The sequence below is a fragment of the Streptomyces sp. NPDC048462 genome, assembly GCF_043200175.1.
GTDB lineage: Bacteria > Actinomycetota > Actinomycetes > Streptomycetales > Streptomycetaceae > Streptomyces.
In genome coordinates this window covers 457873-478730 of record NZ_JBICXG010000003.1, presented here as the reverse complement: position 1 = coordinate 478730, position 20858 = coordinate 457873, and the positions used below count along the sequence as shown (strand labels likewise).

Sequence of the window (20858 nt, the reverse complement as noted above, 5' to 3'; positions counted from 1 at the left end):
GCGGGGGTGCGTCAGGCGCGGATGACCTGTGGGCCGAGACGTGAGTAGCGCTGGGCCTCGGCGGAGGCCAGACCCGTGTCGGTGACGATCGACTCGAAGTCACCGACCTCGGCGAAGCGGCAGAAGCTCACGGCGCCGAACTTGGTGTGGATGCCGGCGAAGACCCTGCGACGGCTGCTGCGCATGGCCTGGGCCTTCACTTCGCTCACGGCCGGGTCGGGCGTGGTCAGCCCGTACTCGCGGGAGATGCCGTTCGCCCCGACGTACGCCAGGTCGATGACGAATCCGGCGAGCATCCGGGTCGTCCAGTGATCGACGGTGGCCATCGTGGAACCGCGCAGCCTGCCGCCGAGGAGCAGCACGGTGGCCTTCTCCGCGTCGGCGAGAGCGGTCGCCACGGCGAGGGAGGCGGTGACCACGGTCAGGGGCCGGTCCCGGGGCAGTGCCTCCGCGACGAGCATGGGCGTGTAGCCCTCATCGACGAAGACCGTCTCCGCGTCGCCGAGCAGGTCGGCCGCGGCCGCCGCGATCCTGGACTTCTGGGGGACGAGACGGCTGGTGCGGGCGGCCAGCGTCGTCTCGAAGCCCGCGCTCTCCACGGGATAGGCGCCGCCGTGGGTGCGGCGCACCAGACCGTGCTCCTCCAGGATGTGCAGATCACGCCGGACGGTTTCCTTGGCCACCTGGAGCGCCCCGGCCAGTGCGGTTACGTCCACCGATCCTTCGCGTCGGGCAATCTTGAGGATCTCTCGTCGGCGCTCGTCGGTGTCCACGACATACTTCCCTGCGTTCGCTGCGACTCAGGCCCCGTTCGGGCTCATGGGTCGTTTGTACAAGCAAGGGACCCGCTGCGACCAGGCTCTTCACAACGTCACCTGTGCCCGTTCGTGCCCGTTTCGCCGAGGCCGTATCGGCTGGTCAAGCCGCACGGACGGGTCGCGTCCGCCCGGACTCCTGCCCGATCAAGGCCGAGGGAGTGCCCGAACGGCGCCCGCGGCGGTCGGCACTCCCCCGCCGGAACCCGGTGACACTGCCCGTTCAGAGGACCGGTGGCCGGCCCAGCCGGGTCATGCGCCACACGGTGCGCCACTTCATCGGCTCGCGCGGTCCGCACGGCGTCCGCAGTCCCTCGGCGAACCCGCCCCACCAGGCCCGCAGACCGGCGGCCGAGCGCATCCGTGCCATGGTCAGGGAGATCCAGACCCCGAGGTAGACCGGGATCAGCGCGGCCGGGAGGCGTCGGCGGGCCAGCCACACCCGGTTGCGGGCGGTGAAGCGGTAGTGGGTCGCGTGCCGGGCCGGGGACGTCCTCGGGTGCTGGAGCACGAGTTCGGGTTCGTAGCGGATCGTCCAGCCCGCGTCGAGCGCACGCCAGGCCAGGTCGGACTCCTCGTGCCCGAAGAAGAACTCCGCCGGCCACCGGCCGATCCCGCCGAGCATCGGCATCGAGAAGGCGTGTCCGCCGCCGAGGAAGGCGGTCACCGCACCACCCCGCATCGGGTCGCCGGCGCGCAGCCGGGGCACCCAGCGCCGCTCCGTCACCCCGTGCTCGTCAGCGACCCGGAACCCGACGATGCCGAGCCCGGGGTCGTCGGCGAACAGCCGCTGAACCCGGCGGAACACGTCTTCGGCGATGAGCAGGCCGTCGTCGTCCAGTTCGACGACGACATCCACCTCCCCCGACTCACTCAGCGCCCTGAGCCCGACGTTGCGGCCGCCGGGGCAGCCCAGGTTCTCCTCGAGCGGGATCCTGGTCACGTCGGCCGTGATGTCGGTGAGGGGCGTCGCATTGCCGACCAGGACCACCCTCGCCGCCGGCACGTCCTGCTTCTCCACCGAGGCGAGCAGGGCGGCCAGTTCGATGGGGCGGGTGCCCATCGTGACGATGACGACTCCAAGGCGTGGCAATGGCATGGGGCTCGCTCCAGCGGTCGGTGAAGATGCCAATGCTAGGGCCTGCCATCAAGCCGCCGTCTGCCGCGCGGCGCCATGCCGAGCAGGCCGGGCCACGCGATTTACGGGCGGCTACCCGAGCGCCCCGATCGCCCCGATGGCGACCTTCGCGGCTCCGGCGATGAGGGCGTCGTCCCGTTCGGCGTCCTTGGTGGAGCGTCGCGAGAGGACGGCCAGGGTGATCGGGGCGGCGCCGGGAGGCCAGATGACGGCGATGTCGTTCCGGGTGCCGTAGCCGCCCGTGCCCGTCTTGTCGCCCACCTGCCAGTGGTCGGGAACGCCCGCGCGGATGGTGTGGTCGCCGGTGGTGTTGCGCCTGAGCAGGTCGGTCAGCACGGCCCGTTTGTCCGCGGGGAGCGTGCTGCCGAGGACGTACGCGCGCAGGTCGGTGGCCAGGGCGCGGGGGGTGCTGGTGTCGCGGGGGTCGCCGGGGGTGGCATCGCTGAGCGCGGTCTCGTAGCGGTCGCAGCGGGTGACTTCGTCACCGAGTGAGCGCAGGGCCTTCTGCAGGGCGTGGGGGGAGCCGAGTTCGTGGAAGAGGAGGTTGGCCGCGGTGTTGTCGCTGTACCGGATCGCGGCGTCGGACAGCTCGCGCAGGGTCATCCCGGTGTCGACGTGCTTCTCCGTGATCGGTGAGGCGCTCACGAGGTCGCCTCGGCCGTAGCGTACGAGCCGGTCCATCTGCCGCAGTGAGTTCTTGTCCAGTACGGCGCCGACGAGCAGCGCCTTGCAGGTGGAGGCGTAGGCGAATCGCTCGTCCGGCCGGTGGGTGACGGTCCGGCCGCTGCCGGTGTCGAGCGCGTGGACCCCGAGCCGGGCGTCGAACTTCCGCTCCAGTTCACGGAAGGCCCGTTCGGTACGGGGGTCGGCGGGGGCCGGGCCCGAAGCGGCCGGCGAGCTGAAGGAGGCGGGCGAGGCGTCGTCCGAGCCGCCCGCGCATCCGGCGAGGGGCAGGGCGGCGAGTCCGGCCAGTACGGCACGACGGGACAGCGAAGTTCGAGTCTGCATGGCATACGGGCTTTCTGTTCCGGGGACGTGGGCTGTCCGAAGTCAAGTCCGACGCCGGGCCGCATGTCGAATACCATCTCGGCATCTTCCTCATTCACAAGCCATATCACCGCATGCCAGGAGGTACGGATTGCTCACCGAACGACATCTGGAAATCTTTGTCGCCCTGGCGGACGAGGAGCACTTTGGTGCGGCCGCCCAGCGGGTGGGCATGACCCAGCCACCGTTGTCGCAGGGCCTGCGGAGACTGGAGTCGCTGCTCGGGGTCCGTCTGTTCGACCGTGAGCGGGGGGTGTTCCTCACCGAGGAGGGGGCACTGCTGCTTCCGCACGCCCGCCGCGCCCTGGCCGCCCTCGCGGAGCTCCGCGAGACCGGTGCCCGTGAGCAGGCCGACGGCCGGCGGCTGCGGATCGGGCTTGCCCCGGAGGTGCCGGCGCCGCTGGCCGCCGAGGCGGCGGCGGCCCCGGTCCGGGCGGGTGAGCGCGCCAGGATCGGCATGGTGACGGCGTCGACTGCCACACTCCTCGCCGACGTCGCGGCCGGACGGGTCGACATCGCCGTGATCCGGCACCCGTCCGTGCTGCACGGTCTCGCCGCGGGCCGGGTGATCCTGCTGCCGACCTGGGTGCTGTCCCCCGCCGGGGTCGACGCGAGCGGTGGGACGGCCGCGTCACGCCTGCCCGTCGCGGTGCGCCCGCGTGCCGAGGCACCCGCCGCGCATGACCTATTCGTCGACACCCTGGCCAGCCGGGGCCGCCGCGTGGAGACCGTGGTGGTCTCCGACGAGCGCGCCGCCCTCGCCCTCGTGGCGGCGGGCCAGGCGGTGCTCGTCACGGCGGACGAGGCGCTGACGGCGTCCGGCGTGGAGCGCCGGACGGCGACGGACCCGCCGCTGCCCCTGCGCTTGCGGGTCGCCTGGGACCCCCGCCGTCCGGGTGCGCTGGAGACCGCCGGGACGGCGCAGCTGCTGGAGGACGCCCTGGCCCGGAAGGTGGCACCGTGAGCCGGTCGCGCCGGGGCGGCGGTGTGGAGCGCGCCATTCGCGGCATGTTCGACGACGCGGGCGTCCGGGGCTGGCTGCACGTGGCGGAGCTGCGGCGCCCGGCCGCCCGCGTGGTCATCGATCCCGGCGAACAGCTGCCCCTGGGGTCGGTCTACAAGCTGCCGCTCATGGCCGCCTTCTGCCGCCTCGCGGACGCGGGACGGCTGGACCCGTGCCACCGGGTGACCCTGGATGCCGCCGACCGGGTCCCCGGCCCGACGGGCGTCTCCATCCTCCAGGACCCCGTCACCATGTCCCTGCGTGATCTGGTGGCGCTGATGATGACCGTCTCCGACAACACCGCGGCCGCCGCCGTCCTGCGGGCCGTCGGCGCCGATGCGGTGGATGCCGTCTGCCGCCTGCTGGGCATGCCCGACACCCATGTCCGCGGCGGTGTCGTCAGCACGTTCAGCCGGCTGGTCGCGGAGACGGGAGCGCCGTCGCTGGACGCGGCCCTGGCCCATGTAGCCGACAACGACACCGTCGTACCGGCGGGCGTGTACGACCCGGCCTTCAAGGCATCCGGCACCCCGGCGGACCTGGCACGGCTGCTGCGGGCCGTCTGGACGGATGAGGCCGCCTCGGCGGAGGGCTGCGCGTTCATGCGGGAGGTGATGCGCAGGCAGCCGTGGACGCACCGGCTCGCCTCGGGGTTTCCCTACGACGACGTCACCGTCTACGGGAAGACCGGCACCTTCGGTTCGCTCCGGCACGAGGCCGGGGTCGTCGAACTCGCGGACGGCAGCACCTACACCGCGGTGGTGTTCACCCAGGCGGCCAGGGCCGACAGCAGGCTGCCGCGCGCCGACGCCGTGATCGGGGCCGCGGCGCGGGCCGCCGTGGAGGAGCTGCGGGGGAACCAGGGCACCTGACCTGGGCCGGTTCCCCCTCACCGCCAAGGACGCCGGCACCCGCCCGGCGCCGCCGCCGTGGTCAGAGTGTCTCCAGAGGGTTCGGAGCGTTCACCGGGATCTGCTCGACGACCTCCCAGCGCTCCGCGATCAGGCCGTCCTGGATGCGGAAGATGTCGGCCACCGCGATGTCGAGCGCGCCTCCGGGCAGCCACCGGTGGGAGAACAGCGTCACGAAGCCGCCCTGCGCCACCACGCTCCGGATGTCGATGCGCAGCTCCGCGTGGGGCAGCTTCCCCGCCGCCTCGATCCATTCGGCTTTCGTGGAGGTCCGGAACGGCAGCCCGTGATCGGCGTAGTCGTCGCACAGCAGCGGCGATACGGCATCGAGGTCGCCCCTTCCGTAGAACTCCAGGCATTTCAGGACCAGTTCCCTGTTGTCAGTGCTCATGCCGCCAAGTTTCGCGACGCGTTCGGGCGGTGTCGATGAACTCCCAGTTCATGGAACGTCTCCGGGACAGCCCTTAGGGTCGGCGTTGTGGAAACGGTAGGCACCCTGTTGCGCGAGTGGCGTCACAGCCGACGGCTGAGCCAGCTCGATCTCGCGCTTGCCGCCGACGTATCACCCCGCTACGTCAGCCTCGTGGAGACCGGCAGGTCCCGGCCGAGCGCCGGGATGGTGCTTCGCCTCGCGGCACAGCTGGACGTTCCGCTGCGGCACCGCAACCGTCTGCTGGTGGCAGCCGGTTTCGCGCCCCGGTACGGCGAGCGGCCGCTCGACGAGCCGGACATGTCAGCCGTCCGGGACGCCCTGATCCAGGTACTGCACGCGCACGAACCGTACCCGGCGCTGGTCGTGGACCGGCATTGGAACATCGTGCTGTCCAACGCACCGGTCGGGCTGTTCCTCGAAGGCGTCGATCCCGCGCTGCTCGCCGCTCCGGTCAACATGGTGCGGCTCGGGCTCGATCCGCGAGGGCTCGCCTCCCGGATCGTCAACCTCACCGAAGTCGGCTCGTTCTTCCGCGCGCGGTTGTCGCGTCAGCTCGCCCGCACCGGTGATCCGGTGGTCGGCGCACTGTACGACGAGTTCTTCGCGGAGCGTGAGCCGGACGAGCCGGCCCCCACGGCGGCCTCGGAGGTGGCGATTGCGATGATCTTCCGGTTCCGGGGACGTGAGCTGAGGCTGTTCTCGACGATCACCACGTTCGGCACCCCGCACGACATCACGCTCGACGAGCTCTCGATCGAGTCGTACTACCCGGCGGACGCCGACAGCGCCGCCTTCCTGCGGAGCATGGCCGACGTGCGCGGCGGCCCGCCGCTGCTTCACGGTCACGACGGAGGGCGGGACACCTGACGGGCCGCGAGAGCGGACCGGGGAACGGATGCGGCTGAGGGTGCGGCTGTGGGTGCGGCTGTGGGTGGCGCCCCGGCCAGGACCGGGCTCCGGTCGATGCGTATCTCGATCACTCTAGCCCTGCTCGGTCTCGAGGACTCGGTCGCCACCACGTTCCTGGGGCACCCCGCCGGGGCACCCGAGGCGCTCGCCTCGCTGCGCAGCGCGTACGAGGCCACGTTGCACCACTACGACGGTCCGCTGACGGCGCCCGCGCTGTGCGACCGGTGGAGCGGACGCGTCGTCAGCAACCACACGCCCGACATCCTCCGCGATCTCGCGGGCCTGCTCTCGGGCCATGACGAGGCCCGCCCGTCGGCGCTGCGGCCGCCGGAGCTCGCGGCGGACATCGAGGCCCTCCGCGAGATGCTGGACCGGGATGTCACGCCCCGGGCGAGTCATACGCAGCGGTCGGTGGCCCTGGACCTGCTGGATCGGTCGCTCGCCCCCCGGCCCTACGCGCTGGGCGAGGAATTGACCGCTGCCGATGTGGACCTGTGGGTGGCGCTCGTCCATCTCGGCCCGGCCGGCACCCTTGGCGGCCGTCCCCGGCTCCGGGAGTACGTGGAGCGCCTCGGCGGCCACCCCGCCTTCCCGAAGCCACCGAAGCCACCGAAGCGCTGAACGCAGCGGCGACGTCGATCGGGGCGGCCGCCCTTCGGCGCTCCCCCTCAGGATCCGACGTAGGCGGCGAGGTGCTCGCCGGTGAGCGTGGAGCGGTCGTCGACCAGATCGGCGGGGGTGCCCTCGAAGACGAGCGAACCGCCGTCGTGACCGGCGCCGGGACCGAGGTCGATGATCCAGTCGGCGTGTGCCATGACCGCTTGGTGGTGCTCGATCACGATGACGGACTTCCCGGAGTCCACGAGCCGGTCGAGCAGGCCGAGCAGCTGCTCGACGTCTGCGAGGTGAAGGCCGGTGGTGGGCTCGTCGAGGACGTAGACGCCGCCCTTCTCGCCCATGTGCGTGGCCAGCTTGAGCCGTTGCCGCTCACCGCCGGACAGGGTGGTGAGCGGCTGGCCCAGGCTGAGGTAGCCGAGCCCGACGTCCGCGAGCCTGCCGAGGACGCGGTGGGCGGCGGGCGTGTGCGCCTCTCCGGCGCCGAAGAACTCCTCGGCCTCGGCCACCGGCATCGCGAGCACCTCGCTGATGTCGCGGCCGCCGAGGCGGTATTCGAGCACCGAGGCCAGGAACCGCTTCCCCTCGCACTCCTCGCAGACGGTGGCGACGCCCGCCATCATCGCCAGGTCGGTGTAGACGACCCCGACGCCGTTGCAACCGGGGCAGGCGCCTTCGGAGTTGGCGCTGAACAGGGCCGGCTTCACGTCGTTGGCCTTGGCGAACGCCTTGCGGATCGGGTCGAGCAGCCCGGTGTACGTGGCCGGGTTGCTCCGTCGCGAGCCCCGGATCGCGCCCTGGTCGATCGACACCACCCCGTCCAGTCGGGAGACCGAGCCGTGGATCAGTGAGCTCTTGCCGGAACCGGCGACGCCGGTGACCACGGCGAGGACCCCGAGCGGGATGTCGACGTCGACGCCGCGCAGGTTGTTCGCGTCCGCTCCCCGGACCTCCAGCGCGCCGGTGGGCTTGCGCGGCGCTTCCTTGAGGGTGGCCCGGTCGTCGAAGTGGCGCCCCGTGACGGTGTCCCCGGCCCGCAGGCCCTCGACGGAGCCCTCGAAGCAGACGGTGCCGCCCGCCGTACCGGCGCCGGGGCCGAGGTCGACGACATGGTCAGCGATCGCGATCGTCTCCGGCTTGTGCTCCACGACGAGCACCGTGTTGCCCTTGTCGCGCAGGCGCAGCAGCAGCCGGTTCATCCGCTGGATGTCGTGGGGGTGCAGCCCGGCGGTCGGCTCGTCGAAGACATAGGTGACGTCGGTGAGCGAGGAGCCCAGGTGGCGGATCATCTTGACGCGCTGGGCCTCGCCGCCCGACAGCGTGCCCGTCGGCCGGTCGAGGGAGAGGTAGCCGAGCCCGATCTCCACGAACGAGTCGAGCGTCTGTCGCAGCGCGGTGAGCAGGGGTGCGACCGAGGGCTCGTCGAGACCGCGGACCCAGTCGGCCAGGTCGCTGGTCTGCATCGCGCAGGCGTCGGCGATGTTGATCCGCTTGATCTTCGAGGACCGGGCGCCCTCGCTGAGGCGGGTGCCGTCGCACTCGGGGCAGGTGGTGAAGGTGACGGCCCGCTCCACGAACGCGCGGATGTGGGGCTGCAGGGCTTCCTTGTCCTTGGACAGGAAGGACTTCTGGATCTTGGGGATCAGACCCTCGTAAGTGAGGTTCACGCCCTCGACCTTGACCTTGGTCGGCTCCCGGTAGAGGAAGTCCCGCATCTCCTTCTTGGTGAACCTGCGGATCGGCTTGTGCGGGTCCAGGAGTCCCGATTCGGCGTAGACCCGGACGGTCCAGAAGCTGTCGGACTTCCAGCCGGGGATGGTGAAGGCGCCCTCGGCGAGGGACTTGGAGTCGTCGTAGAGCTGCGTGAGGTCGATGTCGGAGACGGTGCCCCGTCCCTCGCAGCGCGTACACATGCCGCCGGTGCGGTTGAAGGTCGCCTTCACCGCCTTCTTGGCACCGCGCTCCACCGTGATGGCACCGCTGGCCCGGACCGAGGGGACATTGAAGGCGTACGCGCCCGGCGGGCCGATGTGCGGCTTCCCGAGGCGGCTGAAGAGGATCCGCAGCATCGCGTTGGCGTCGGTGGCCGTGCCGACCGTGGAGCGCGGATCGGCGCCCAGTCTCTGCTGGTCCACGATGATCGCGGTGGTCAGCCCGTCCAGGACGTCGACCTCGGGCCGCGACAGCGTCGGCATGAAGCCCTGCACGAAGGCGCTGTAGGTCTCGTTGATCAGCCGCTGCGACTCCGCCGCGATCGTGTTGAACACCAGCGAGGTCTTCCCCGAGCCCGAGACACCGGTGAAGACCGTGAGCCGCCGCTTCGGGATCTCGATGCTGACGTCCCTGAGGTTGTTCACGCGCGCGCCGTGCACGCGGATCACATCGTGGATGTCGGCGGCGTGCGGTGCGGACGACCGCGCGTCCTTACTCGTGGCCATGCTTATCGGTTCTCCATCTGTCTGCTGTCGGCCATCTGTCCGCTGTCGGCCATCTGTCTTCCGTCGACCGGCTGAGGACTGTAGGCATGGTTCTACTTGGCCGACGTGTCCGTGGCCAACGCATCCCGGCGGGAGGGCGGCCGCGCCGCTCGCCCGCCGTGCCGGACGCGCGGGACGGCTCAGCGGCCGTACTCAGGTGTCCTGCAGGATCCCGAGCACGTTGCCGTCGGGATCCGTGAAGGTGGCCACCAGGCGTCCGCCGCCAACGTCGTGCGCGGGCTCCTTCACCGTGGCGCCCGCGGCCGTCACCTCGGCCAGCTTCGCCTCGATGTCGGGCACCTCCCAGTAGGTCACGGGCGAGGCCATGCCCTGCCCTCCCCCGTCCGGCACGAGACCGATGTGCTGGCCCCCGGCCTCGTAGCCGACGTAGTAGGGCGCGTCCGCCTGCGGCTCCACGCCGAGCAGGGCCGTGTACACCGCCTTGGCGGCTGCCAGGTCGGACACGGGGTGCAGGACGGTCTTGATTCCCTTGGCGGCTGAGCCGGTCATGGTCGCTCCTGTGGTTCGTGGGGCGCGGGGCCCCATGTGGACGGTCGCGCCGGGCCGGCGCGGAGGTACGGAGCCGGCGGGCACGGTCGGCGCCCGATGCCCGGGCGCCCGGTGTCTGGCAATCACGCTAGCTGCGGCCCGGTGACCGCGCTTCTCCATTCCTGACCGGTCCCCGCAGCGGTCCCGGAACGCGCCGCGCCCCTTCGCCTCGGCACGCGCCCCAGGTCAGGGCCGTGCACCGGTCGTATTGCTGCCGTCCGGCACCGGGTCCATGCTTGTGTGCATGGGTGACGAGGGCGGCCCCGAGCTCATCGCGTACGTCGAGCGTGCCCTCCGCGTGATGGAGGCGGCGGGATCGCACTCGGCGGATGTCCCCGTGCGGCAGCTGGCCCGGGAGGCGGGTCTGCCCCTGGCCACCGTCGAACGGCTCCTGAAGGCGCTCGCACGCGACGGCTATCTGACCGAGGCGGCCGACGGCACGTTCGCCCTCTCCCCCGAGCGCTCGTCGCCGGGCGCCGCGGGCGGCGGGCGCGGGCTGCCGGCCCCCGTCAGGCCCGTCCTGAAGTCGTTGCGGGACGAGCTCTCGGCCGCGGTCTATCTGACGCTGTACGAGGAGGGCGAGATCCGGGTCCTGGAGATCGTCGACAGCGCCCGGGCCCCCCGGGTGGATCTCTGGGTCGGATTCCAGGACGCCGGACACGCCACGGCTCTCGGCAAGAGCGTGCTGCGAGAACTCGACGAGCAGGCGCGCGCCGAGTACTTCTCCCGGCATACGCTGACCGATCTCACCCCCCGCACCATCACGCGGCGGGAGGAGCTGCTGCGGCAGCTCGACTCCACGCCGGCGGCGCCAGTCGTCATGGACCGGGAGGAGTACGCCCGCGGTACGACATGCATAGCCGTGCCCGTGTACAGCGGTGACCAGATCGGTTCGCTGGGCATCTCCTTCCGGTCGGACCGGATGTACCGGACCACCCGCGTCCGGGCCGGGCTGCTGTCCTCGGCGATGCGCGTGACGATGGGCCTCTCCCTGCCCGACTGAGCCCCCGACCGGGCCGCGACAGGACCCCGGACAATCCGGGCCGGTCCCCGACCGCGCCCCGTTTCCGGGCAGTTCGAGAAAATCCGTGGCGGTCCGGTGTCGCGAGCTATACGGTCGTCGCGATGATGACTCACTCTGTTCACAGATTGGGGGACCCGTCCGCGCAAGGTGAGTGCTGATGCTCACCGAGACCGCGAACCGGGATTCCCGTTCTTCCTACTGGCTGCGCGTGCGCGAGTTCGCCGTGCCGTCCTCCATGATCGAGACCGCGACCGGCCGCCGTTCCTCCGGGGACTGGGCAGGGGCGTGTGCCGCAGCGGGCGTCGACGTCGATCTGAACCTGCGTTCCGTGGCGGACGCGCACGGCCGTGAGCTCGCGGCCCGTGTCCGGGCCGATCTACGGCATCTGGCGCCGGACCTGTTGCGCTGGCACCTGCCGAGAACGGCTCCCGACGGCCTGCTGCGTCCGGGCCTGACCATGGCACTGGCCCGGTACGACGCCTGGGGCCCGGACGGCCCGTACCCGGCCCAGCTCGTGATCCGGACGCCGCCGGCCTGGGCGGACGGCGGTCAGCGCATCAGCCTCGCGCTGTGGGACGGCTCCCTCGCCGACGCCGCTGCACGACGGCACCCGCATCCCCACCCCAGCCGGCGGTTCCGGCTCGATCTGCACCGCCACCTCTGGGACGCGCGCAGGGCCGGCGAGCTGCGGAGCCGGTCCGGGGCCGACCGGCCGGCCGCCGGCCTGCGTCCCGTACCGGACCCGCCGCTCCCGGGCCCGGTGCCGGCGCTGCGGCTGCACCGCTTCGCCGTCGACCGGTGGGCGGACGAGGCCGGGATCCTGCTCCGGGCCGAGGGACTGCCCGTCGGCCCCGTCACCGTACGGTGCGGGGTCAGGCACCGGCTGCTCCTGGACCCGGCCGTGGACGGGGACGGCCCCGGGCCGCCCGCGCTGCGGATCTCGGCGGCGCCCGCCGATGGGGTCGCCGCCGCGCTGCCGGTCCTGCCCGACGCGGCGGCCTGGGTGCCGCCCGACCTGGAGCTGCTCCGGGCCGGTGCGATCGAGGCCGGGCGGCTGCACCCGCTGGTCGCCTCGGCCCTGGCACCGGAGCACGCACCGCCGGGCGACCACCGTGATCCGGACCCGCCGGGCGGACCGCGCCTCGTGGAGTGCCGGGGCGCCCGGCACCGGATCGGGCTGGTCGACGGGGTGCTGGCGCCGCTCGACCACGATCCGGCCGAGATCCGCCGCGAGGAGCTGCTGGTCGCCCTGACCGGCAATCCGCTCCCCTGTCTGCGGGCCATCGACGAGGCGCACCGCCGCCCGCACTGCCTCAGCGGGGTACGGGAACGGCTCCTGCACGGCGACATCACCGGTGCGCTGGCCGTCGTCGAGGGTCTGCTCGGCCCCGACGCGGTGCTGCGGGGCGGCGCCCTGCGGGACGAGCTGGCGGCCGCCGCCCAACGGCGGATCACCCACGGACTGTTCAGGGCCGGCCTGATCGGCGGCGGACCGGGGTCCGCGCCCGGCCGGTTCTTCCCGGCTCGTCCCCGTTCCCGCCCACGGCCCCGTCCCCGTTCCGGTGACCGTACCCCTCGCCCACGCCTGGCGACCTTCCGCTGACCTGAGGGCCCGGCCCTGCCCGCGTGCCTCGCGCGCGCGTCACGAACCGCACGCCACGATCCGCGCGTCACGAACCCACAACCGACAGGTGATCAGACATGCCCGCATACGCACCGTTCGCCACCCCCGACGCCCCTGCCCAACCGTCCGGACCGGCCGCCGCCGATGTCCCCCAGCTCGACGTCGCAGGTGAACTGCTCGCCCTGCTGCGCGACACCGGCACCGAACCGCGCCCCGACACACAGCTGGAGGCGCTGACCCTGGCCGTGGCCGCCGACCTGCCGGTGATCCTCTGGGGCGAGCCCGGAATCGGCAAGACCGCCGCCCTGACCCAGCTCGCCGCGTCCCTGGAGCTGCCGCTGACCACCGTCATCGCCAGCGTGCACGAGCCGTCCGACTTCTCCGGGCTGCCCATCGTCGGCGACGACCCCGCGGAACAGGGCGTTCCGATGGCCCCGCCGGACTGGGCCGTGCGGCTCGTACGGGCCGGCCGAGGGCTGCTGTTCCTGGACGAACTGTCCACCGCGGCCCCGGCCGTGCAGGCCGCTCTGCTCCGCCTCGTGCTCGAACGGCGGATCGGCTCCCTGCGGCTGCCGCCCGAGGTACGGATCGTGGCGGCCGCCAATCCCCGGTCCTCGGCCGCCGACGGCTGGGAGCTGAGCCCGCCCCTGGCCAACCGGTTCGTCCACCTCCAGTGGGCCCACGACCACGAGGTCGTCGTGCGCGGGCTCGGCGGGACCTGGCCCCGTGCGACGCTGCCGCGGCTCTCCCCCGGCGCACTGCCGCAGGCGGTGGAGTTCGCCCGGCGCGCGGTGTGCGGGCTGCTGTCCGCGCGCCCCGCCCTCGTGCACCGGCTGCCCAGCAACGAGGCCCGCCGGGGCGGCCCCTGGCCCTCGCCCCGGACCTGGGACATGACGCTGTCACTGATCGCCTTCGCGACCGCGGCCGGTTCCTCCCGGGAAGTGCTCTCCGCACTGGTCCGGGGCACGGTCGGGGACGGTCCGGGGCTGGAGCTGCTGGCGAGCCTGGACCGGATGGACCTGCCCGACCCCGAGCTCCTGCTCGCCGACCCGGCCGGAGCCGTCCTGCCCGAGCGCGGGGACCTGCGTCAGGCCGCGCTCGACGGCGTGGTGGCCGCGGTCCGCAACCGCCCCGAGAGGCCCCGATGGGACGCCGCGTGGGAGCTTCTGGTCCGGGCGCTGGAGTCCGGGGCACCTGATCTGGTGGTCGTTCCCGCCACCACACTCGCCTCGCTGCGCCAGGAGGACTGGGACGTACCCGCCGCCATCGAGCAGCTGGCCGGGGTCGTCTCGCTGTCCCGCCGCGCGGACCGGGCAGCGGCCCGTACGGCCGCCGCCGCACAGGCCCGCCGATGACGCCCAGGACACCGGAGACGCGCCGGACACCGGCCGCGCCGCTGCCGCTGGACCTCGACAAGCTCTTCGCCGCCCGGCTGCACGCCGCCCGGGTCCGCCCCTACCTGGCGACGGCACTGTTCGCGCTGCACACCGTCGAATCGCGGCGGGTGCCGACGATGGCCGTCGACCGGCACTGGCGCTGCTACGCCTCCCCGGCGTTCGTGGCGGCCACCCCGGTGGAGGAGCTGGCCGGGGTGTGGGTGCACGAGATCTCGCACCTGCTGCGCGACCATCACGGGCGCGGTGACCGGGTCGCGCGGGAGCGGGGGCTGACCGGCCCGGGTGAACGGCTGCGGATGAACATCGCCGCGGACTGCGAGATCAACGACGACGTGTTCGGTGAGGGGCTGGCCCGGCCGGAGGGCGCAGTCACCCCGCGGAGCCTCGGGCTCCCCGAGGGGGAGCTCATGGAGGACTACCTGCGGCAGTTCCGCCTCGGGCCGCACACGCAGGACCTCGCCTGGCTGGACTGCGGCAGCGGGGCCGACGGGCTGGAGAGGGAGTGGGACCTGGGGCCGGAGGGCGCACACGGCCTCAGCGCCCAGCAACGGGACGCGGTCCGGTTCCGGGTGGCCCAGGGCATCACCGGCCGCCCGGGAGACGCTCCGCAGGGGTGGCAGCGGTGGGCGCAGGAGGCGTTCCACCCGCCGCAGGCGTGGCGGGAGTTGCTGGGGGCGGCCGTGCGCTCGGCGGCCTCGGGCCCCGGGACCGGCCAGGACTACACCTACGGCCGCCCGTCCCGCCGTGCGGCCGGGGTGCCCGGCGCCGTGCTGCCGAGCCTCCGCCGCCGGCCGCCCCGGGTCACCGTGATCATCGACACCTCCGGCTCGGTCAGTGACGCCGAACTGGGCAGCGCGCTCCTGGAGGTCGCCGCCATCTCCCGCACCGTCGGCGGCCGCCGGGACCTGGTCAGCGTCCTGTCGTGCGACGCGGCCGCCGGAGTCGCTCACCCGCTGTGCCGCGCCGAGGGCATTGCCCTGATCGGCGGCGGGGGTACGGATCTGCGCTCGGGGTTCGCCAGGGCGCTGCGGGCCCGGCCCCGTCCTGACGTCGTGGTGGTCCTCACGGACGGGCAGACGCCGTGGCCCGCGGCGCGGCCGGCGTGCCGGACGGTGGTGGGTCTGTTTCCCCGGCGCCACTCGCACGGATCGTGGAGCGAGGACGATCCCGGCTACGTGCCGGACGCGCCGCCCGCGTGGGCGCGCACGGTCGAGATCGGCTCGTCCTGATCCGGCCTGATCCAAACGAAAGACCCTGGCGGGTGACGGATCGCGGTGGCCCCGTCCGGTGGGGTCCGTCCGGCGTTGTCCGCAGGGCCGGGGGCGGCCCGCCTGCTAATGTGGTCACGCTGTTCAGCGTGTACGGAGGAGATCAGACATGGCGGGTGACGACGACATCTCCGGGTGATACCCGGAGCTGACCGGCCACCGGCAGGCGCCCAGGAGCGCAGCCGATGTGGCCATGTCGTTGTTCCCTCTGTCCATATCCCCCGGGGCCGCACTCCGTGCCGTCCCGGATCACACGCGAGGTCCCCCGTATGTCCGACGCATCCATCATCTGCTCCGGTCTCTCCTTCTCCTGGCCCGACGACACCCTTGTCTTCCATGACCTGTCCTTCGCCATGGGGAGCGGCCGTACGGGGCTCGTCGCCCCCAACGGGTCCGGCAAGAGCACCCTTCTCAAGCTGATCGCCGGTGAGCTCCGGCCCACCTCGGGCGCCGTCTCGGTGGGCGGCACGCTCGGCTACCTGCCGCAGAGCCTCCCGCTGACCGGCGACCTGACGGTGGCCGAGGTACTGGGGGTCGACGCGGTGATCCGCGCCCTGGACGCCGTGGAGTCCGGCGATGTCGGCGAGGACCACTTCGCGGTCATCGGTGACGACTGGGACATCGAGGAGCGCACCCGCGCACAACTGGACCGGCTCGGCCTGACCGGCATCGCCCTCGACCGGAGCACCGGCACGCTCAGCGGCGGACAGGTCATCTCGCTCGGTCTGGCCGCCCAGTTGCTGAAGCGGCCCGATGTACTGCTGCTCGACGAGCCGACCAACAACCTGGACCTCGAAGCCCGGCGCTCGCTCCATGACGCGCTCGACGCGTGGGGCGGCGCCCTGCTGCTCGTCAGCCACGACCGTGCACTCCTCGGCCGCATGGACCGTATCGCCGAACTCGGCAGCGACGAACTGCGCCTCTACGGAGGCCACTTCGACGCCTACGAGGAAGCCGTCCGGGCCGAGCAGGAGGTTGCCGAGAAGAACGTGCGCAACGCCGAACAGGAACTGAAGCGGGAGAAGCGGGAGTTGCAGCAGGCCCGCGAGCGCGCCGAGCGCCGGGCGAGCAACGCCGCGCGCAATCTCAAGAGCGCCGGCCTTCCACGCATCTTCGCCGGGAACATGAAGCGGGGCGCCCAGGAGTCCGCGGGCCGGGCCGGGCAGACCCATGCCGCCCGGGTCGGTGAGGCCAGGGCCCGGCTGGACGAGGCTGGCCGGGCGGTGCGCGACGAGCAGCGCATCACCCTCGATCTCCCGGACACCGTCGTCCCCGCCGGACGTACCGTCCTGCTCGCCGAGCGGGTACGGGTACGCCTCGGCGGGCGGGAGCAGTTCGCCGGCGAGGGCGTCGGTCTGACGATCCGCGGCCCCGAACGCATCGCACTCACGGGCGCCAACGGCGCCGGCAAGAGCACCCTGTTGCGCCTGATCAACGGCGAACTCCAGCCTGAGGGAGGCGAGATCAGGCGGCTGGACGGGCGGATCGCCTATCTGTCGCAGCGGCTCGACCTGCTCGACCTCGACCGTACGGTGGCGGAGAACTTCGCCGTGTCCGCCCCGCACCGGCCGGAGGCGGAGCGGATGAACCTGCTCGCACGCTTCCTCTTCCGGGGCGACAGCGCCCACCTGCCCGTCAGGCTGCTGTCCGGTGGCGAGCGCCTTCGGGCGACCTTGGCCTGCGTACTGTGCGCCGAACCGGCCCCGCAGCTGCTGCTCCTGGACGAGCCGACCAACAACCTCGACCTGACGAGCGCGGATCAGCTGGAGGGCGCGCTGAGCTCGTACCGGGGAGCGTTCGTGGTCGTCAGTCACGACGAGCCCTTCCTCAGCAGGATCGGCGTGGACCGGTGGCTGAGGCTGGCGGACGGCGAGCTGGTGGAGACCGGGACTCCGCAGATGTGAACCGCTGACGTGCCGTCCTGGCCCGCGCCCGAGGCAGACCGCCCGGCGGGCCGCGAACCGATCACGTTGGAGGAGCCACCATGCCCGCAACCGCACTGCTCGCACACGACATCGTCCGCACCCTCGGCTCCAAGCGCGTACTCGACGGGGTGTCCCTCACCGCCGCGCCCGGCCACCGCATCGGCCTGATCGGTGAGAACGGTGTCGGCAAGTCGACTCTGTTGCGCCTGCTCGCCGGTACGGACGAGCCCGACGGCGGCAGCGTCACCAGGCCCGCCGACCTGGGCTTCCTGCACCAGGAGATGGCGTTCGACGCCACGGCGACGATCGCCGACGTGCTGGACGACGCCCTGCGCGAGGCCCGGGAGGACCTCGCGGCCATCGACCGGCTCACCGAGGAGCTGGCCCGCACCCCGCAGGACTCCCCCGGCCACGCCGAACTGCTGGCGGCGTACGGCCACCGGCTCGAACTGGCCGAGGAGCGGCGGACCTGGGACGCCGACCGGCGCGCCGCCGTCCTGCTCACCGGGCTCGGACTCGCGGCCCTGCCGTACAGGCGGACGCTCGGCTCGCTCTCCGGCGGGCAGCGCGGCCGGCTGTCACTGGCCGCACTTCTGGTACGGCGCCCCTCGGCCCTCCTGCTGGACGAGCCGACCAACCACCTCGACGACGAGGCCGCCGCCTTCGTGGAGGAGCAGCTGCGCGGGATGCCGGGACCGGTCGTGATCGCCAGTCACGACCGGGCCTTCCTGGACGCGGTCTGCACCGACCTGATCGACCTGGATCCGGCCGTCGAGGGGCCCGTGCGCTACGGCGGCGGCTACAGCGCCTACCTGGCCGTGAAGCGGGCGGAGCGGGTGCGCTGGGAACGGCTGTACGCCGAGGAGCAGGAGGAGATCGAGGCGCTGCGCCGCTCGGCCGATGTGACGGCGCGGCAGGTCGCGCCGGACCGAGGTCCGCGCGACAGCGAGAAGATGGGGTACGGCCTGCGGGCGGGCCGGGTGCAGAGCCAGATCGCCCGCCGGGTCCGCAACGCTTCGCGCCGGCTGGCGGAGCTGGAGCGGCGGCGGACCGGGGAACCTCCGCAGCCGTTGCGGTTCCGGCACCCGGGGCTCGCCGGAGCTTCGGCCGACGGCACCCTGGTGTCCCTGCGCGGGGTGCGCGTGCCGGGACGCCTGGCCATCGACAGGCTCGATGTGGCGGCGGCCGAACGACTCCTGGTCACGGGCGGCAACGGCGCGGGGAAGTCGACGCTGCTCGCCGTGCTCGCGGGGCGTCTCACCCCGGAGGGCGAGGTGGGCAGGCGCCCGGGGCTCACGGTCGGGCTGCTCACGCAGGACACCCGGTTCGCGCGGCCGGACCGTACCGTCCGTGACACCTACGAGCGCGCGCTGGGCGCCGGCCGGGCCGAGGCGGTCCCGCTGACCTCGCTCGGCCTGATGCACGAGGCAGACCTGGACAAGCAGGTGGGGCGGCTGTCGGCCGGCCAGCGGCGCAGGCTCGCGCTGGCCCTGCTGACGGCCCGGCCTCCGCAGCTCCTGCTGCTCGACGAACCCACCAACCACCTGTCCCCCCGGCTCTGCGACGAGCTGGAGGAGGCGCTCGGACCGGGACCCGGCGCCGTCGTGGTGGCCAGCCACGACCGCTGGCTGCGGATGCGGTGGCAGGGCCGCCGCATCCGGCTTCACCCGGAGCCCGGGGCCGTCGGGTAGCGGACGAAGAGGATGCCGTGCACGTCGGCGTCCGGTGCGCTGTAGATGTGGGGCACGTCGGCCGGCCACCGCGCGGACGCACCGGGGCCGACCGTCCGGGTGTCGTGCGGCGGGCCGACGACGGCGGCGCCCGACAGCACCATCAGGCTCTCCCCCGTGCCCGGGACGTGCGCCTCGGATTCCTGGGTGGCGCCGGCGCGGATCGTCACGCGGAACACATCGGTGACCGCCGCCTCGTCCTCGTACCGCTCCAGCAGGACCGCGGTGACGGCGCTGCCCGAGACTCCGGGAAGGCCTTCGGCGCAGCCGGTCCCGGAACCGGGGGCGGAGCCCGGTCCGCCCTGCTGCGCCGGGTCGCCGAGGAGGGCGCTGAGCGGCCGGCCGAGGGCGGTGGCGAGGGCGTAGAGGGTCTCCAGGGTGGGGTTGCGCCGGCCGCTCTCCAGCTCGGAGAGCGTGCCCTTGCCCACCCGGGAACGCCGGGACAACTCCGAGAGGGACAGGTCCTGTTGGTGCCGCAGCGCCCGTAGCCTGCGCCCGACGTCCTCGTTCGGTCCCATCGGCGTCCAGCCACCCCGCATTCCCGGTTGACGGGTGTCAGCCCGCCTCTCTAGTGTTCCATAAACAGAACGTTCCGTATACGGAACACGCTCGCGGTGCGCCGGTCCCGCTGCTGGTCGACGGCGCCCGCACCGCACGGGGGAAGTGGCTCACCATGTTCGTGCTCGCCCGCATTCGCTCGGCCGCGCCGCTCTCGGCCGTGGCCGCAGGACTGATCGCCGTCATGGTCGGCGTCACCAGTTCGGCGGCCCTGGTCTTCACGGCGGCGAGGGCGGCGGGGGCCGACTCACGCGAGATCTCCTCCTGGATGCTCGCGCTCGGTGTCGGCCTGGCCTGCACCTGCGTCGGTCTGTCGCTGCGCTACCGGGCCCCCGTCGTCACCGCGTGGTCGACGCCCGGGGCGGCGCTCCTCACGACCGGCCTGAGTGGTGTGTCCATGCCCCAGGCGGTCGGCGCGTTCGTCTTCTCCGGGCTGCTCATCCTCCTCAGCGGGGTGACGGGCTGGTTCAGCCGTGTCATGGGCCGGATCCCGGTACCGCTGGCGGCCGCACTTCTGGCCGGGGTCCTGCTGCGGTTCGGCACGGGGCTGTTCAGCACGATGCACGGCAGCTTCGCGGTCGCCTTCCCGATGTTCGTGCTCTATCTGCTGGGGCGGCGCCTGCTCCCCCGGTACGCGGTACTGCTGGCGCTCGGCGCCGGGGTGGTGGCCACGGTGTTCACCGGTGGCTGGCAGCCGGACAAGGTCCGCTTCGCACTGGCCACCCCGGTCTTCGTCACCCCGGAGTTCGACTGGAAGGTGCTCGTCAGCGTCGGAGCCCCGCTGTTCGTGGTCACGATGGCCTCCCAGAACCTGCCCGGGGTGGCCGTGATCCGGGGTGCCGGCTACGACGTACCGGTGTCCCCGCTGATGACCTGGACCGGGGCGGCCAACGCCGTACTGGCGCCGTTCGGCGCGTTCGGCCTCAACCTCGCCGCCATCACGGCCGCCATCTGCACGGGCGAGGAGGCCCATCCCGACCGCGACAGGCGCTTTCTGGCGGCGGTCTGGGCGGGCGTCTTCTATCTCTGCGTGGGCCTGCTCGGCGCGACCGTCGCCTCACTCCTGACCGCGATGCCGCACGCACTGGTCCTGGCGATCGCCGGAATCGGCCTGCTCGCCACCATCGAGTCCTCCCTGTCGACGGCCCTGGCCGACAAGTCGTCCCGGGAGGCGGCCGTCGTGACCTTCCTCGCCACGGCCTCCGGGGTGACGCTCCTCGGCATCGGATCCGCGTTCTGGGGGCTGCTGGCGGGCCTGATCACCGGCGCGATCGCCTCCTTGGGGCGGTCCGGCCGCGAGACCCCCGCCCCGGCCCCCGAACCCGAGGCATCGCCGCGCGAACTCCGCGTCCCGTGACACCGGCCGGGGCCCGTACCCGGTGGACCGGCCGCGTGCGCGGCAGCCGACTGTCCTGTCCGTGGAACTCGGTTGCCG

Annotated in this window: 18 protein-coding genes; 11 read left to right on the top strand and 7 right to left on the bottom strand. The window is 72.8% G+C overall.

Features of this window, described 5'->3' with window-relative positions:
- Window positions 1-11: 11 nt before the first annotated feature.
- From ACGFU6_RS08105 to bla, 3 genes are all read right to left on the bottom strand, one after another.
- Window positions 12-773, bottom strand: coding sequence for a DeoR/GlpR family DNA-binding transcription regulator (locus tag ACGFU6_RS08105; protein ID WP_393608925.1), 762 nt, complete (start codon window positions 771-773; stop codon window positions 12-14).
- A 265-nt stretch (window positions 774-1038) separates the two neighbouring features.
- Complete coding sequence (locus ACGFU6_RS08100) at window positions 1039-1914, bottom strand: glycosyltransferase family 2 protein (RefSeq protein WP_393608923.1); 876 nt, start codon at window positions 1912-1914, stop codon at window positions 1039-1041.
- Window positions 1915-2025: 111 nt separating this feature from the next.
- Complete coding sequence (gene bla / locus ACGFU6_RS08095; protein WP_393608921.1) at window positions 2026-2961, bottom strand: class A beta-lactamase; 936 nt, start codon at window positions 2959-2961, stop codon at window positions 2026-2028.
- Between the two features lie 130 nt (window positions 2962-3091).
- Here bla and ACGFU6_RS08090 point away from each other — a divergent pair, with 130 nt between their 5' ends.
- Together ACGFU6_RS08090 and ACGFU6_RS08085 are read left to right on the top strand one after the other, a co-directional pair.
- Window positions 3092-3964 carry a LysR family transcriptional regulator gene (locus ACGFU6_RS08090; protein WP_393608920.1) on the top strand — a complete coding sequence of 291 codons (873 nt, stop codon included), beginning with the start codon at window positions 3092-3094 and terminating at the stop codon, window positions 3962-3964.
- Window positions 3961-4875 (top strand): serine hydrolase, encoded by a 915-nt coding sequence (locus ACGFU6_RS08085; RefSeq protein WP_393608919.1) that lies wholly within the window; start codon window positions 3961-3963, stop codon window positions 4873-4875. Before ACGFU6_RS08090 ends, ACGFU6_RS08085 begins: the two co-directional genes overlap by 4 nt.
- A gap of 61 nt (window positions 4876-4936) precedes the next feature.
- On the opposite strand, the gene ACGFU6_RS08080 is transcribed toward ACGFU6_RS08085, so the two are convergent.
- Window positions 4937-5305 carry a nuclear transport factor 2 family protein gene (locus ACGFU6_RS08080; RefSeq protein WP_393608917.1) on the bottom strand — a complete coding sequence of 123 codons (369 nt, stop codon included), beginning with the start codon at window positions 5303-5305 and terminating at the stop codon, window positions 4937-4939.
- A gap of 87 nt (window positions 5306-5392) precedes the next feature.
- On the opposite strand from ACGFU6_RS08080, the gene ACGFU6_RS08075 reads away from it, so the two are divergent.
- On the top strand, window positions 5393-6214 hold the full coding sequence (locus ACGFU6_RS08075; RefSeq protein WP_393608916.1) for a helix-turn-helix domain-containing protein: 822 nt from the start codon (window positions 5393-5395) through the stop codon (window positions 6212-6214).
- Between the two features lie 96 nt (window positions 6215-6310).
- Window positions 6311-6877 (top strand): glutathione S-transferase C-terminal domain-containing protein, encoded by a 567-nt coding sequence (locus tag ACGFU6_RS08070; protein ID WP_393608914.1) that lies wholly within the window; start codon window positions 6311-6313, stop codon window positions 6875-6877.
- A gap of 47 nt (window positions 6878-6924) precedes the next feature.
- On the opposite strand, the gene ACGFU6_RS08065 is transcribed toward ACGFU6_RS08070, so the two are convergent.
- Both ACGFU6_RS08065 and ACGFU6_RS08060 read right to left on the bottom strand, forming a co-directional pair.
- Window positions 6925-9309, bottom strand: coding sequence for an ATP-binding cassette domain-containing protein (locus ACGFU6_RS08065; protein ID WP_393608912.1), 2385 nt, complete (start codon window positions 9307-9309; stop codon window positions 6925-6927).
- A gap of 192 nt (window positions 9310-9501) precedes the next feature.
- Window positions 9502-9858, bottom strand: coding sequence for a VOC family protein (locus ACGFU6_RS08060; protein WP_393608911.1), 357 nt, complete (start codon window positions 9856-9858; stop codon window positions 9502-9504).
- Between the two features lie 283 nt (window positions 9859-10141).
- Between ACGFU6_RS08060 and ACGFU6_RS08055 the strand changes: the two genes are divergently transcribed.
- The 6 genes from ACGFU6_RS08055 to ACGFU6_RS08030 all read left to right on the top strand — a co-directional run bounded on the left by ACGFU6_RS08055 (window position 10142) and on the right by ACGFU6_RS08030 (window position 18826).
- Window positions 10142-10900, top strand: coding sequence for an IclR family transcriptional regulator (locus tag ACGFU6_RS08055; protein ID WP_393608909.1), 759 nt, complete (start codon window positions 10142-10144; stop codon window positions 10898-10900).
- Window positions 10901-11078: 178 nt separating this feature from the next.
- Window positions 11079-12524, top strand: coding sequence for a hypothetical protein (locus tag ACGFU6_RS08050; protein ID WP_393608908.1), 1446 nt, complete (start codon window positions 11079-11081; stop codon window positions 12522-12524).
- Between the two features lie 98 nt (window positions 12525-12622).
- Complete coding sequence (locus ACGFU6_RS08045) at window positions 12623-13900, top strand: AAA family ATPase (RefSeq protein WP_393608907.1); 1278 nt, start codon at window positions 12623-12625, stop codon at window positions 13898-13900.
- Window positions 13897-15171, top strand: coding sequence for a VWA-like domain-containing protein (locus tag ACGFU6_RS08040; protein WP_393608905.1), 1275 nt, complete (start codon window positions 13897-13899; stop codon window positions 15169-15171). The genes ACGFU6_RS08045 and ACGFU6_RS08040 overlap by 4 nt, the downstream gene beginning before the upstream one ends.
- 308 nt (window positions 15172-15479) lie before the next feature.
- Window positions 15480-17114 (top strand): ABC-F family ATP-binding cassette domain-containing protein, encoded by a 1635-nt coding sequence (locus ACGFU6_RS08035; protein ID WP_393608903.1) that lies wholly within the window; start codon window positions 15480-15482, stop codon window positions 17112-17114.
- Window positions 17115-17194: 80 nt separating this feature from the next.
- Window positions 17195-18826, top strand: a complete 1632-nt coding sequence (locus tag ACGFU6_RS08030) for an ABC-F family ATP-binding cassette domain-containing protein (RefSeq protein ID WP_393608902.1) — start codon at window positions 17195-17197, stop codon at window positions 18824-18826.
- Here ACGFU6_RS08030 and ACGFU6_RS08025 read toward each other — a convergent pair.
- On the bottom strand, window positions 18799-19383 hold the full coding sequence (locus ACGFU6_RS08025) for a helix-turn-helix domain-containing protein (RefSeq protein ID WP_393608901.1): 585 nt from the start codon (window positions 19381-19383) through the stop codon (window positions 18799-18801). The two genes, ACGFU6_RS08030 and ACGFU6_RS08025, sit on opposite strands and share 28 nt — an antisense overlap.
- A 155-nt stretch (window positions 19384-19538) precedes the next feature.
- On the opposite strand from ACGFU6_RS08025, the gene ACGFU6_RS08020 reads away from it, so the two are divergent.
- Entirely contained in the window at window positions 19539-20780 is a 1242-nt protein-coding gene (locus ACGFU6_RS08020; RefSeq protein WP_393608900.1) for a benzoate/H(+) symporter BenE family transporter, read from the top strand.
- Window positions 20781-20858 lie beyond the last annotated feature (78 nt).

Excerpts from the sequence above, each read along its gene's own strand:
- ACGFU6_RS08100 (WP_393608923.1), bottom strand. The coding sequence starts at position 1,914 with ATGCCATTGCCACGCCTTGGAGTCGTCATCGTCACGATGGGCACCCGC.
- bla (WP_393608921.1), bottom strand. The coding sequence starts at position 2,961 with ATGCAGACTCGAACTTCGCTGTCCCGTCGTGCCGTACTGGCCGGACTC.
- ACGFU6_RS08080 (WP_393608917.1), bottom strand. The coding sequence starts at position 5,305 with ATGAGCACTGACAACAGGGAACTGGTCCTGAAATGCCTGGAGTTCTAC.
- ACGFU6_RS08070 (WP_393608914.1), top strand. The coding sequence starts at position 6,311 with ATGCGTATCTCGATCACTCTAGCCCTGCTCGGTCTCGAGGACTCGGTC.
- ACGFU6_RS08065 (WP_393608912.1), bottom strand. The coding sequence starts at position 9,309 with ATGGCCACGAGTAAGGACGCGCGGTCGTCCGCACCGCACGCCGCCGAC.
- ACGFU6_RS08060 (WP_393608911.1), bottom strand. The coding sequence starts at position 9,858 with ATGACCGGCTCAGCCGCCAAGGGAATCAAGACCGTCCTGCACCCCGTG.
- ACGFU6_RS08055 (WP_393608909.1), top strand. The coding sequence starts at position 10,142 with ATGGGTGACGAGGGCGGCCCCGAGCTCATCGCGTACGTCGAGCGTGCC.
- ACGFU6_RS08050 (WP_393608908.1), top strand. The coding sequence starts at position 11,079 with ATGCTCACCGAGACCGCGAACCGGGATTCCCGTTCTTCCTACTGGCTG.
- ACGFU6_RS08045 (WP_393608907.1), top strand. The coding sequence starts at position 12,623 with ATGCCCGCATACGCACCGTTCGCCACCCCCGACGCCCCTGCCCAACCG.
- ACGFU6_RS08040 (WP_393608905.1), top strand. The coding sequence starts at position 13,897 with ATGACGCCCAGGACACCGGAGACGCGCCGGACACCGGCCGCGCCGCTG.
- ACGFU6_RS08035 (WP_393608903.1), top strand. The coding sequence starts at position 15,480 with ATGTCCGACGCATCCATCATCTGCTCCGGTCTCTCCTTCTCCTGGCCC.
- ACGFU6_RS08030 (WP_393608902.1), top strand. The coding sequence starts at position 17,195 with ATGCCCGCAACCGCACTGCTCGCACACGACATCGTCCGCACCCTCGGC.
- ACGFU6_RS08025 (WP_393608901.1), bottom strand. The coding sequence starts at position 19,383 with ATGGGACCGAACGAGGACGTCGGGCGCAGGCTACGGGCGCTGCGGCAC.
- ACGFU6_RS08020 (WP_393608900.1), top strand. The coding sequence starts at position 19,539 with ATGTTCGTGCTCGCCCGCATTCGCTCGGCCGCGCCGCTCTCGGCCGTG.